The sequence below is a fragment of the Desulfitobacterium sp. genome, assembly GCF_982384815.1.
The window spans coordinates 1-11,935 of sequence record NZ_CEVWNY010000097.1 but is presented as its reverse complement, the minus strand read 5'-3'; the positions used below and the strand labels follow the sequence as shown (position 1 = coordinate 11,935).

11 protein-coding genes, 16 tRNA genes and 1 riboswitch are annotated in these 11,935 nt (G+C 43.3%); of the genes, 26 read left to right on the top strand and 1 reads right to left on the bottom strand.

Features of this window, described 5'->3' with window-relative positions; all coding sequences use genetic code 11:
• The 8 genes from AC1U9U_RS12795 to AC1U9U_RS12760 all read left to right on the top strand — a co-directional run.
• Positions 1-538 (top strand): ABC transporter permease (locus tag AC1U9U_RS12795; RefSeq protein ID WP_479960937.1); only part of this gene is annotated, 538 nt, incomplete at its 5' end.
• Positions 535-1,326: an ABC transporter permease gene (locus AC1U9U_RS12790; protein WP_479960936.1), complete on the top strand. Its 792-nt coding sequence runs from the start codon at positions 535-537 to the stop codon at positions 1,324-1,326. The genes AC1U9U_RS12795 and AC1U9U_RS12790, both read left to right, overlap by 4 nt.
• Entirely contained in the window at positions 1,323-2,372 is a 1,050-nt protein-coding gene (locus tag AC1U9U_RS12785; RefSeq protein WP_479960935.1) for an ABC transporter substrate-binding protein, read from the top strand. Before AC1U9U_RS12790 ends, AC1U9U_RS12785 begins: the two co-directional genes overlap by 4 nt.
• A gap of 105 nt (positions 2,373-2,477) precedes the next feature.
• On the top strand, positions 2,478-2,648 hold the full coding sequence (locus AC1U9U_RS12780) for a hypothetical protein (protein WP_479960934.1): 171 nt from the start codon (positions 2,478-2,480) through the stop codon (positions 2,646-2,648).
• 88 nt (positions 2,649-2,736) lie between these two features.
• A complete protein-coding gene (locus AC1U9U_RS12775) occupies positions 2,737-2,925 on the top strand; it encodes a hypothetical protein (protein WP_479960933.1) in 189 nt (62 codons plus the stop codon).
• An 83-nt stretch (positions 2,926-3,008) separates the two neighbouring features.
• Positions 3,009-3,734, top strand: a complete 726-nt coding sequence (locus tag AC1U9U_RS12770) for a DUF1287 domain-containing protein (protein WP_479960932.1) — start codon at positions 3,009-3,011, stop codon at positions 3,732-3,734.
• Positions 3,735-3,989: 255 nt separating this feature from the next.
• The gene (locus tag AC1U9U_RS12765; protein WP_479960931.1) at positions 3,990-4,535 is read left to right on the top strand and encodes a helix-turn-helix domain-containing protein; all 546 of its coding nucleotides are present in this window, start codon (positions 3,990-3,992) and stop codon (positions 4,533-4,535) included.
• Between the two features lie 61 nt (positions 4,536-4,596).
• Positions 4,597-5,979, top strand: coding sequence for an APC family permease (locus tag AC1U9U_RS12760; RefSeq protein WP_479960930.1), 1,383 nt, complete (start codon positions 4,597-4,599; stop codon positions 5,977-5,979).
• Between the two features lie 149 nt (positions 5,980-6,128).
• Here AC1U9U_RS12760 and AC1U9U_RS12755 read toward each other — a convergent pair whose 3' ends face one another.
• The gene (locus tag AC1U9U_RS12755; RefSeq protein WP_479960929.1) at positions 6,129-7,559 is read right to left on the bottom strand and encodes an NlpC/P60 family protein; all 1,431 of its coding nucleotides are present in this window, start codon (positions 7,557-7,559) and stop codon (positions 6,129-6,131) included.
• A gap of 2 nt (positions 7,560-7,561) precedes the next feature.
• Positions 7,562-7,694: riboswitch (cyclic di-AMP (ydaO/yuaA leader) on the bottom strand.
• A 179-nt stretch (positions 7,695-7,873) separates the two neighbouring features.
• On the opposite strand from AC1U9U_RS12755, the gene AC1U9U_RS12750 reads away from it, so the two are divergent.
• The 18 genes from AC1U9U_RS12750 to AC1U9U_RS12665 all read left to right on the top strand — a co-directional run bounded on the left by AC1U9U_RS12750 (position 7,874) and on the right by AC1U9U_RS12665 (position 11,902).
• Positions 7,874-8,788 (top strand): nuclease-related domain-containing protein, encoded by a 915-nt coding sequence (locus AC1U9U_RS12750; RefSeq protein WP_479960928.1) that lies wholly within the window; start codon positions 7,874-7,876, stop codon positions 8,786-8,788.
• Between the two features lie 85 nt (positions 8,789-8,873).
• The gene (locus tag AC1U9U_RS12745; RefSeq protein WP_479960927.1) at positions 8,874-9,782 is read left to right on the top strand and encodes an EamA family transporter; all 909 of its coding nucleotides are present in this window, start codon (positions 8,874-8,876) and stop codon (positions 9,780-9,782) included.
• A gap of 124 nt (positions 9,783-9,906) precedes the next feature.
• Positions 9,907-9,982 (top strand) — tRNA-Glu (locus AC1U9U_RS12740).
• Positions 9,983-9,986: 4 nt separating this feature from the next.
• A tRNA-Val gene (locus tag AC1U9U_RS12735) sits at positions 9,987-10,062 on the top strand.
• A gap of 6 nt (positions 10,063-10,068) precedes the next feature.
• Positions 10,069-10,144: transfer RNA gene (locus AC1U9U_RS12730), tRNA-Asp, on the top strand.
• 131 nt (positions 10,145-10,275) lie between these two features.
• Positions 10,276-10,359 (top strand) — tRNA-Tyr (locus AC1U9U_RS12725).
• A gap of 173 nt (positions 10,360-10,532) precedes the next feature.
• Positions 10,533-10,607, top strand: a tRNA-Met gene (locus AC1U9U_RS12720).
• Positions 10,608-10,643: 36 nt separating this feature from the next.
• Positions 10,644-10,718: transfer RNA gene (locus AC1U9U_RS12715), tRNA-Gln, on the top strand.
• Positions 10,719-10,723: 5 nt separating this feature from the next.
• A tRNA-Lys gene (locus AC1U9U_RS12710) sits at positions 10,724-10,799 on the top strand.
• A gap of 9 nt (positions 10,800-10,808) precedes the next feature.
• Positions 10,809-10,883 (top strand) — tRNA-Gly (locus tag AC1U9U_RS12705).
• Between the two features lie 10 nt (positions 10,884-10,893).
• Positions 10,894-10,970, top strand: a tRNA-Arg gene (locus tag AC1U9U_RS12700).
• Positions 10,971-10,998: 28 nt separating this feature from the next.
• A tRNA-Thr gene (locus AC1U9U_RS12695) sits at positions 10,999-11,074 on the top strand.
• A gap of 8 nt (positions 11,075-11,082) precedes the next feature.
• Positions 11,083-11,167: transfer RNA gene (locus AC1U9U_RS12690), tRNA-Leu, on the top strand.
• A 15-nt stretch (positions 11,168-11,182) separates the two neighbouring features.
• Positions 11,183-11,273 (top strand) — tRNA-Ser (locus tag AC1U9U_RS12685).
• Between the two features lie 16 nt (positions 11,274-11,289).
• Positions 11,290-11,364, top strand: a tRNA-Asn gene (locus AC1U9U_RS12680).
• A gap of 1 nt (position 11,365) precedes the next feature.
• A tRNA-Ile gene (locus tag AC1U9U_RS12675) sits at positions 11,366-11,442 on the top strand.
• A 6-nt stretch (positions 11,443-11,448) separates the two neighbouring features.
• A tRNA-Gly gene (locus AC1U9U_RS12670) sits at positions 11,449-11,522 on the top strand.
• A gap of 304 nt (positions 11,523-11,826) precedes the next feature.
• A tRNA-Glu gene (locus tag AC1U9U_RS12665) sits at positions 11,827-11,902 on the top strand.
• The last annotated feature ends 33 nt before the right edge of the window (positions 11,903-11,935 follow it).

Genomic DNA, 11,935 nt, shown 5'->3' with positions numbered 1-11,935 from the left:
ATTTGTTCTGCCTATGTGGATGAATTTTTTAGCGAGAACCTATGCTTGGATGACCCTCTTGGAGAACAAAGGAATTATTAATCAGATTCTGACTGCTTTGAGTATGCCCACCTTGAATATACTTTACACGGATAAGGCGGTAATCTTAGGCATGGTTTATAACTTTTTGCCTTTTATGGTATTGCCAATTTATTCCGTCTTGCGCAAAATCGATCGGTCTCTTATTGAGGCGGCGGAGGACTTAGGGGCAACCCCTATTACCACCTTCTTTAAGGTGATTTTTCCTTTAAGCCTTTCCGGTGTGGTATCGGGGATTATTATGGTCTTTATGCCTGCGGTTACCACCTTCGTTATCTCAAGGCTATTAGGTGGTGGACAGTACATGCTTATCGGAAACTTAATTGAGCAGCAGTTTCTCACTACCGGTGACTGGGGCTTTGGCTCCTCCTTGTCTTTGATTCTCATGGCCTTTCTGCTTTTAACTATGGGAATTATGTCGCGAACTGATAAAGATCGGGAAGGGGGAGGGCTCTTTTGAAATCCTTCTTGATGAAAAGCTATACCTTTCTGATTTTCTTCTTCCTCTATGCCCCGATTATTATCCTGATGGTCTTTTCCTTTAACGATTCTAAGTCACGGGGGAACTGGAATGGCTTTACTCTAAAATGGTATCTGGAATTATTTCGGGATGGCCAGATTGCTTCAGCCTTGTACTATACGGTGGTCGTGGCGATCCTTGCCTCCCTGATAGCAACGGTGATCGGGACCTTAGCGGCGATCGGGATTAATGATCTAAAGGGTTTACCCAAGGCAATTACTCTCAATGTCACTTATTTACCTATGCTCAGTCCGGATATTGTGATGGGGATATCCTTGATGCTCTTATTCATTTTTGTTAAATTTAAACTGGGTTTTATAACTATGTTGTTGGCCCATATTACCTTTAATTTACCATTTGTGATATTTTCCGTACTGCCAAAGCTCCGCCAACTGAACAATGATACTTATGACGCGGCTTTGGATTTGGGAGCCACCCCTTTTGAGGCTTACAAGAAAGTTATCCTTCCTCAGATTTCGCCGGGGATTGTAACTGGGTTTTTGCTGGCCTTTACCATGTCCATTGATGATTTTGTCGTTAGTTTCTTCACCACGGGTTCCGGAGTATCGAATCTGGCCATCACTATTTACTCTATGGCCCGGAGAGGAATTAACCCTAAAATCAATGCACTGTTAACACTGATGTTTATTTTTATCATGTTGCTGTTGGTTATCGTTAATTCGCGGATGGCCAAAGACAATGAAAAGGAAATGAGGGAGAAGTATTGAAAAAAAAGGTTTTCGGTAGGATTGGGATAATACTGTTGTTGGTGGGAGTGCTTTTGGGGCTGGCCGGTTGCGGTGGCTCTAGTAAGCCTACCTTGCATGTCTATAACTGGGGAGATTATATCGATGAATCGGTCATTGAAGATTTTGAAAAAGAATATAATGTAGATGTAATCTATGACTTATTCACTACTAATGAAGAGATGTATGTAAAGATTAAGGCAGGTACAGCCAAATATGATGTAGCTATTCCTTCCGATTATATGATCACGAAAATGATCAATGAGGGCCTGCTGCTTAAACTTGATATGATCAATATCCCTAATTATGCCGGCATCGAGGATCGTTTTAAGAACTTGGCTTATGACAAAAATAACGAGTACTCTGTGCCTTATATGTGGGGAACAGTAGGAATTATCTATAACAAGACCATGGTTCAAGAACCGGTGAACAGCTGGGATGTGTTATGGGATAAAAAATACTCTAAACAGATTCTCATGCTGGACAGTCAGCGGGATTCTATCGGTGTAGCTTTGAAAAAGTTGGGCTACTCGCTAAATAGCAAGGATGAAAAGCAGCTGGAAGAGGCTAAAAAGTTGCTTATCCAGCAAAAACCCTTACTCCTGGCCTATGTAGGGGACGAAGTAAAAGATAAGATGATTGGTAATGAGGCGGCTTTGGCGGTAGTATGGTCCGGGGATGCGGTCTATATGAAACGGGAGAATCCTGATCTGGAATACGTAATTCCTAAGGAAGGCAGCAATCTGTGGTTTGATGCTATGGTTATTCCCAAGACCAGCCAGAATAAAGAGCTGGCAGAGAAATTCATTAACTATATGTGCAGCAAGGATATCGCTTATCGGAATGCTGACTACATCGGCTATTCTACACCTCACAAGGAAGTAATAGAGATGCTGCCCAGCGAGCTTACTGCAGATGCATCCTATTATCCGGCCTTAGACCAATTAAAGAACTCAGAAGTTTTCGAAGACCTCTCGGATGTTTTGCCAATTTATGATAGAATATGGACAGAGGTCAAATCACAATGAAAATAAAGCGAAAAGCTTGAGGTTTTTATGGTTAGATTTTTAAAAATAAGAAAATTACCCACGAAAAAGAAGACCCCGACCAAAACCGAACACCCTAAATTGTTAATGGATATTATTGAAGAAGAGTATCCGGAAAAATATGAGACTTTAAAAGACAAGATTGCCCAGCTAGGCAGAATGTTTACTCAGGATGAGTGGCTTTCCATCCTCACAAAGTCCAGGGTGGAGCATGAACGTTTTTTACCGAAGCACCCGGACCGGGAGCGCAGGGATTAGCCATTGAAGAGGACACCTCAAAGGTGTCCTGTTTCTTTAGTGAATTAACTTACCTTAATCAGTAATAATGCGGAAAGGTGTTCCTGATATGGAGTATAAACTGGAAGAGCGACAAGAGGTTTGCAGTGTGGCTACCAAGCTTGTAGTCTTAAAAATTTATAGATACCCGGATTCCGATCCAGAGGTTGGGGGAGAGATCGCGGATTTTCACTGTAATCATAGCAGTATTAATTGCGAGTCCCGCTGCACTTATAGGATGCTCATGAACGATTATTAGGGCTTTTGTAGTACTCCAATCATAGCTTTAGTGATCAACGAATAAGAATAAAGCATGTTTTCGTATCTATGGGAGGAGCCGATATGTATCATCCCTTAAGAGGTCCGACATTTCTAAAGAAGTTCAGGTGCCAGAGTAGCATTATTAAAGGGATTGGGCTTTGTGCACTATCGCTTGTTTTCTTAGGCTGTAGCAAGGACGGCTTATCTAAGATAAAAGATCTGGAGCCTGAGATGTACCTCCGGATCCCCACAGTCGAATGCCCGGTGGACAAGGATGGAGACGGGATTAGTGATATGATGGATATTGCAGCGGGGGCCAGGGACGAGGCGGAAAGACGGCCTCGTTATCGTGATGGCTACTATGCAGGAGGCTATCCTCCCGAAGATGAGGGAGTATGTACTGATGTGATTTGGAGGGCTTTTCGTGATGCCGGTTATGATCTAAAGGAAATGCTCGATGATGACATCCGCCGCAATATCTCTCTTTATCCACGAGTGGCAGGGAGTCAAGACCCGAATATTGATTTTCGCCGCGTTCAAAATCTAAAGGTATTCTTTGCAAGACATGGGCAGGAGTTGACTCGGGAAGTTATCCCTGGGGATGTGGAGAATCTTTCTCTGTGGCAGCCAGGGGATATTGTGACTTTTGCTGAGCCTTATGAACATATTGCCATTATTTCCGATCGGCGCCGTCCTGATGGCGTTCCCTATATACTTCATAATGGGGGACCGGTAGCCGCGGAACAAGATCGTTTGCTTAATTGGCCCAGTCCTATATCTGGCCATTATAGATTTCCAAAGTTTTAGGGCACCTTGTTGTAATATCAACAGGGTGTCTTTTCGGCTAATTAGTGTTCGATGGCTTTATCTATACAACTGAGAGATGAAATTTTCCTTGTTCATTTTCAGTAATGATACTATTATTATGAGTGAGAATAGTATCAATCGGAATAATATTGTTATATCTGATAATAGATAATTTGTCATACCTAGATGTGGATAATGTTGACTCTAATTGCAAGAGGATTAAGAAGAATAAAGTTAAGAAAAGAGGTTCCCTTAATGGATAACAAAGTCTTAAGTAGTTTATTAAATCCCGTCCGCATGCAGATATTACAGTTATTTTTAACTCATGAAACGGAAACAGTAAAGAGAATTGCTGAGGAGTTGCCCGATATTCCCACGGCAAGTCTCTATCGCCATATTAACAAGATGGTGGGAGACGAGATCTTGGAAATCTGTGCGGAATACAAAATCAGGGGAACTGTGGAAAAAGTTTATCGGTTAAAGAAGAACCCCTTGGTTGAATTCAATGAGCAGATTAGGGATCTTAGCAAGGATGGGCTTTTCAGCATTTTTTACACTTATACCATGTCTTTATTAGGTGACTTTAAAAATTATCTTAAAAACGAGGATTATGATTTCCAAAGGGATCGAGTGGAATTTTGCAGTTACTCACTTTATTTAAGTGACGCGGAATATGATGAATTTTTTGCTGTACTAAAAGAACAGATCTCGCAACTACGGAAAACCCAATTCTCTGGGGAGCAAAAGCTAAGAAAGTTTTCTTTTGTAGCTATGCCCGGGTATGAAAAACAACAGGATTGAATTATACCTCCTATTTTGTTAAAGTTGTGACTGTGAAATTAAAAAAGGGGGAGGAATGCTTATGGAGAATGGCCTAGAGAAAAAATATGGTTTGTTTACAGCCATAGCTATGGTCATCGGTATCGTTATTGGTAGCGGGGTTTTCTTTAAAGCGGAAAAAATCTTAGGGGCTACCGGAGGGGACCTGCCGCTGGGAATCTTGGCCTGGATTATTGGCGGGATTATCATGATTGTCTGCGCTTATGTTTTTGCTACGATGGCTACTCGTTACGAAAAGGTCAATGGGATCGTGGACTATGCGGAGGTAGCCATGGGAAGCGAATATGCTTATTACGTGGGCTGGTTCATGACCACCATTTATTATCCGGCGATTACTTCCGTCTTGGCTTGGGCCTCGGCAAGATATACTTGCGTTTTGTTTGGGTGGGATGTCGTGGGTGCAGAAGCTATGGCCATATCGGGTTTTTACCTTGTTGGCAGCTATGCTTTAAACGCACTTTCTCCGAAGCTAGCGGGGAAATTTCAGGTTACTACTACGGTGATTAAACTAATTCCTTTGATTCTAATGGCTATTTTGGGAACTTTTGCGGGACTAAGAAGTGGTGTTCTCGTACAGAACTTTACTAGTGGTCCCATTGCTGATGTTGCCACCGCTAACCCTTTGTTTACGGCAGTTGTAGCCTCGGCTTTTGCTTATGAGGGCTGGATTATTGCTACCAGTATTAATGCAGAGTTGAAAGATGCCAAAAAGAACCTTCCCCGGGCTTTAACTTTTGGCACTATGTTTGTCGCACTTATCTATATTTTATATTACACCGGACTGGCCGGTGCTGTAGAAAACAGCGTTATTATGCAGGGTGGGGAGACCGGTGCTAAGATCGCTTTCTCTACGGTCTTTTCCAATATTGGGGGGACGGTGCTCTTTGTTTTCGTTGTTATTTCCTGCTTAGGGACCCTCAATGGTTTGATGATTGGCTGTACCCGTGGCTTCTATTCTTTGGCAGCACGTGGTCTCGGTCCACAACCTAAGGTATATAAAAATATTGACCCAAGCACAAATATGCCTACCAACTCGGCAATTTTAGGCCTTCTCTTTAGCGGGGCCTGGCTGCTTTATTTCTTCGGTGCTAATCTGGTGCCAACTCCTTGGTTTGGACCCTTTAGCTTTGATAGCTCGGAGCTGCCTATTGTTACTTTGTATGCCATGTATATTCCGATTTTTGTTATGATCATGATAAAAGAGCGGTCCCTCGGTGCCTATAAGCGATTCCTCATGCCTATATTAGCGATTTGCGCTTGTATCTTTATGGTTATTGCGGCCGTTTACGCCCATGGGGTTTGGACTGTTATTTATTACCTAATCCTTTTTATTTTAATTATGGGGATGGGTATGTTTTTCCGCTCATCCCAAAATGCTCCCGACGAAGTATTAGACCGCAAATAAAATTTATGGAACTAGGTTTATGGAATTAGGTTAAGATCTTACGCATATGCTCAGGATGTCAGAGAGATTTAGTAACACCTTCTTTGTGCTCTTGAAGATACAAAAGGAACCCCAAAACGGGTTCCTTTTAATAACTGGGTTAATTATTTTTAATAGCGGCGTGCGCCGAGATAGCGTGGGCCGTAGAAACTATCGTTTACACCGGAAATCTTAACCCCACTGCTGGGGTTGGCCGCATGGACAAATTTACCGTTACCGATATATATCCCAACATGAGACGCTCCAGCAGCATAGGTGCTAAAGAACACTAAATCACCGGGCTGCAGATTATCGCTGCTGACTTTTGAACCGGAATTAAATTGATCATAGGAAGTACGGGGAAGGGAGATGCCCGAACCGGAATAGATATACTTAGTAAAGCCTGAACAGTCAAAACCGCTGGTTGATGTACCGCCAAAAACATAGCTGGTCCCCTGGAGGCTAAGTGCTCTATCTACTAGGGAAGAGCCATTGGCACTACCCCGGGAGGTAGCTACTGCCACATTTACCGTTTGCTTGCGGGGACCTGTAGCAACTACTTCATCAACGGGTTTTTCAACAATTTTTTCATCCAAGACCTTCTTGGCTACTTCAACGCCATTTCGTTGCTCATAGGAGTAGGTTACGATCTTTGAGCCATTGTTTCCTTTGGTAATAACTTTTGTTTGGCCTGGATTCAGTTTGTAATCAGTCTTAGTGACTACATCATAGGGAATGACCTCCGAGCCGGAATATGTACCTTTACTGACTACTGTTAGATAGGGTTCAACGGTAACAAGCTTGATTACTTCACCCGGCTTGATAATGGTATCTTCAGTTGCCCCAGGATTACCGGCGAGAACCTCGTCTGTTAACATATTGTTTTTTCGTGCAATCAGCCACCAGGAGTCATTTTCCTGAATAGTATACTCTTTAGTATTTACCTTACCGTCAATGAGCATTTGATAAGCTTGATCCGGTGGGGTTATTTGGTCAGGTTTAATGGATACCTTTTCGATTGCCACTTCTTCGGCAAAGCTTACGCTTGTTACTTGATTCTCGGCACTGGATTTCGAATAATATTCCTCATAGTCTTTAAGGAGTTTCTCAGCATCTTCTTGGCTAGGTAAATAGGCAATCGGTGTGCTATTGGTGGTAATTTTATAACCTTCAAGATAATAGTTTAAGACACCATCCAAATTCTTTTCACTTAGGGCAGCTGCTTCATATGCAGAATTTTTAATCCTAACATTTTCATAAGTTATTTGGTCACGAGTAAGGGCGGCAATACCGTAGGGTTTACCTTTTTCTTCGAGGAAAGATTCCACGAGGGCCTGGCCACTATTAGTGTTAGTTACGTAGCCGATATGCTGACCGTTGACCATCACGGAAGCGGCAGCGGTGGTGGTCAGGAAATAAAAACTTATACCGCCCGTCAGGACTACAGTTGCGGTTAGAGAGACAAAAACTTTTGGAGTTTTCCAAGGGATTGTTTTTGCTAATTTTAGAACTTGGTTGAATGCAGAAGCCTTAAAACGAGATAGGTTTCTAATAAATCCCATGCTTTTACACCTTTCTTAGCTTACGAGGTTAGTTGACGGATTCGGGCCAAAGTGTGAGCCCTTCGCTAATAAGCGATTCACCCCATGATAAAAGTCCCCCGCTCTAGGTTATCCTAGACTCAGCTTTATTCTGTAGCTTAGATATTGCTTACATTTTCCTATTCTGATTCGACATCAAGTCCAAAAGTTCCTCCATTAAAATTTATGTAATACGTGGAAATTCAATGTCATTTTCTTGGAATATGTTAAAATAGTAGCATAGCCTTCGCGGCGAAGTTGATTTTCTTTGGTCTTTGGGGGTAGGAGGGTAGTAAGTGTTTTTCTGGAATAGAAAAAAAGAAGTGCAAAAAGTTATAAAGGAGGAAGCCCAACCGCTTTTTGACGGTTTTGCGAAGCTTAAGGAGCTTTCGAACCGTAAATATAAAACCGATTACTATACCGGTAAATCCGCAAAAAGAAGGGAGTCCTTGCGCAGCAAAAAGCATAGGAAAGATGAGATTGGTGAATACAAACTGGAGGTAGTGCTATCTCATTTGCCTAGATGTTTTAAGCGTTCAAGCAATCTCTTATTAAAAACAGAGGGAGGATTTATTCAGATTGATCATCTCCTTCTTTCCCCTTATGGGCTCTTTTTGGTGGAGAATTATAATTTGGCCGTCTTGATTGTAGGGGAGGAAGCTGATCCGAAGTGGTATCAAGTTATTAAATGGCGGGTTAAAACTTTCCCCAATCCTCTTGTAGAGAACCAAAAGCGGATTCAAGTCTTGAAGAAGCAAATTGGGCTTAAAGATGAGCTGCCTATTTATTCTTACGTGGCCTTTAATCGTCGTTGCAATCTGAAGGTGTTTTTGGGGTCGGTATTTTATGATACAGATATTCTTGCTTCTATTCTTAAATTGGCAGGGAGTTCATCGGTGGTTCTGGAAGAAGATGAAATAATCCAAATCAAGGGGCGGATCGAGAAAGTCGATCTTCGGGAACCGGGTATGCGTAACGAATACTACGCTCGGTTGCGGCGTGAAAGAATGCAGCAACGGCCTAAATATGGCGATATTCGTTGCCACATCTGCCAAAAACCGGTCACGGAACGAATTGCTAGGCATTGTCTTAATCGGCCCGAGAAATTTGCTTGGAGAATTTACTGTGAGAAGCATCAAAAAGAAATGACTAGAATAATGAGACAAGAACGACCGCTGCAGGAAAAGCAAGATGTTATTGATGAAAGCTGAAGAGGTTAGAGGAGGACTAGATGATTAATCTAATGTATTTAATAGAAGGTTTTTTGCAGAAATCCCATGTTAAGGGAAAAATATAATGAGCGAGTTATTACTTGACAAAACAAAAGCGATTCGCGGTACTGTGCTAACACTTATCGGCGGGATCAGTTGGGGATTTTCCGGTGCCTGCGGGCAGTTTCTTTTTTCGGAGAAAGGGATAGATACTCACTGGGTTACCGTAGTTCGGATGGTGACGGCCGGCTTGATTTTATTTAGTCTAGTGCTATTCAAGCAACGGGAAAAGATGTTGGGTTTACTTAGGGATAAAAAAGATCGCTTAACCCTGTTAGGTTTTAGTATACTTGGACTGATTTCTTGTCAATATACTTATTTGCTTGCGATTTCTTATACGAATGCAGGGACGGCTACTGTGCTGCAGTATTTAGGACCTCTTCTAATTATGATTTTTGTTTGCGCAAAAGCCAAACGTCTCCCCACAATGATAGAAGGGATAGCCATTATTTTAGCAGTTAGCGGGACTTTTTTGTTGGCTACTCATGGGAACCTTAGCAGCCTGGCCATCTCCTCCCAGGGACTTTTTTGGGGGCTGATGTCCGCTGTTGGGCTGATGCTATATACGCTTATTCCGGGAAATATAATTGCTAAATGGGGAAGCATCGTTGTCACTGGTTGTGGCATGCTGCTCGGTGGGATTGTGTTGATGGTTTTTATTCGTCCTTGGCAGATCCCTGTATCCCTGGATTGGCAGGTGTTTTGGGGAATGGTGGGGATCATCGTCATTGGCACCGTGGTATCCTTTACCCTGTATTTGCAAGGAGTTAGTGATATTGGCCCAGTCAAGGCCAGCATGATCGCCAGTATCGAGCCGGTGTCTGCTGCGGTGTTTTCGGCATTTTGGCTAAATACTGCGTTTAGTGGGCTTGATATTATCGGCTTTGTTTTTATTATTACTACCGTAATTTTGTTAACAATTCAAAAAGCATAAGCCTGAAAGTGCTATGGCAAACCTATTTTTTACAATGAATGAATCATGAAAGAATAAAAAAGAGAATAATAAAAAAGTATTTGACAAGTAATGCTTGTCCATGTAATATAGTTATTGCGTTAGCGGCCCATTGGTCAAGCGGCCTAAGACACCGCCCTTTCACGGCGGTAACACGGGTTCGAATCCCGTATGGGTCACCATTAAGGGCGATTAGCTCAGCTGGGAGAGCGCCTGCCTTACAAGCAGGATGTCGGCAGTTCGATCCTGTCATCGCCCACCAAAACTCGGCCCCGTGGTGTAGTGGTTAACATGCCTGCCTGTCACGCAGGAGATCGTCGGTTCAAGTCCGATCGGGGTCGCCATTCTTTGATATTCGAAGTTCGTGATTCGAAGTTAGAAAAGGGAATCATGAAGTTTAGAATGGAAAGCATAATATCTTTCAGAGGAATACGAGGGTTCGAACATCGAACATCGTGCCTCAAACAACGAATCTGGGTAGGTGGCCGAGTGGTTAAAGGCGGCAGACTGTAAATCTGTTCCGAGAGGTACGGTGGTTCGAATCCATCCCTACCCACCAATTTCGATATTCGAAGTTCGAGGATCGAAGTACGAAGCTTAGGCTTAGTATTGAGATTAAAGGAGTACTATATGAGTACTAATAGCACTCGAATTTTTGAATCATAAATAATCAAAGAGGAATACCGAAGTTTGAATCAACACGAACATGGTACCTCAATTATTGATTTTCGTCGCGGAGTGGAGCAGCGGTAGCTCGTCGGGCTCATAACCCGAAGGTCGTCGGTTCAAATCCGGCCTCCGCAACCAAAGGATTTAAGTCAACGGAAGTTGATTTGAATAAGTAGGGATGTCGCCAAGCGGTAAGGCACCAGACTTTGACTCTGGCATGCGTAGGTTCGAATCCTGCCATCCCTGCCATTTTTGAGCCATTAGCTCAGTCGGTAGAGCACCTGACTTTTAATCAGGGTGTCCCGCGTTCGAGTCGCGGATGGCTCACCAACTCCATATGCGGGTGTAACTCAGTGGTAGAGTGTCACCTTGCCAAGGTGAAAGTCGCGAGTTCGAATCTCGTCACCCGCTCCAAAATTAACATGCGCTCGTAGCTCAGCTGGATAGAGCGTCTGACTACGAATCAGAAGGCCAGGGGTTCGAATCCCTTCGAGCGCACCATTTTAATATCAAGTAAATGATCCTCTATGCCGTTATAGCTCAGTTGGTAGAGCGCATCCTTGGTAAGGATGAGGTCACCGGTTCAAATCCGGTTAACGGCTCCATGAAAAATGCGGGAGTGGCGGAACTGGCAGACGCGCACGTTTGAGGGGCGTGTGGGTAACACCGTATGGGTTCAAGTCCCATCTTCCGCACCAAAAAGTTAAAATTGCGGAGAAGTACTCAAGTGGCTGAAGAGGACGGTTTGCTAAACCGTTAGGGTGGGTAACTGCCGCGAGGGTTCAAACCCCTCCTTCTCCGCCAGTCATATAATGAATATTCCTCGATAGCTCAATGGTGGAGCAACCGGCTGTTAACCGGTAGGTTGCAGGTTCGAGTCCTGCTCGGGGAGCCATGGCAGGGTAGCCAAGTGGTCTAAGGCAAGCGGTTCATACCCGCTCATCCGAGGGTTCAAATCCCCCCCCTGCTACCAAAATATGCGGGTGTAGCTCAATGGTAGAGCACTAGCCTTCCAAGCTAGCTACGTGGGTTCGATTCCCATCACCCGCTCCATAAGATAATTAAACCGCACTGAGGTGCGGTTTTTGTTAATTACCATTAAGCATAGCGGCACGGTGCATGGTGTTATATGTTGTGTAATCTATCGATCTCGCCTTAGCTCATGTGAATGGGTTTAGAACATAGTAATGCTAATACTGATTTTTTATGCTTTGGCACGCGCTTTAACTAATTTTAACTAAAACACAGTCATGATGAATGAGTCTTGGGATAACTAATATCATACTAAATTTTTTAAAAAATATGATGTTGACATTTAAGGTTATTTCGGATATACTAACAAATGTTCCGCGAAAATGGCCCATTGGTCAAGCGGCCTAAGACACCGCCCTTTCACGGCGGTAACACGGGTTCGAATCCCGTATGGGTCACCATTAAGGGCGATTAGCTCAGCTGGGAGAGCGCCT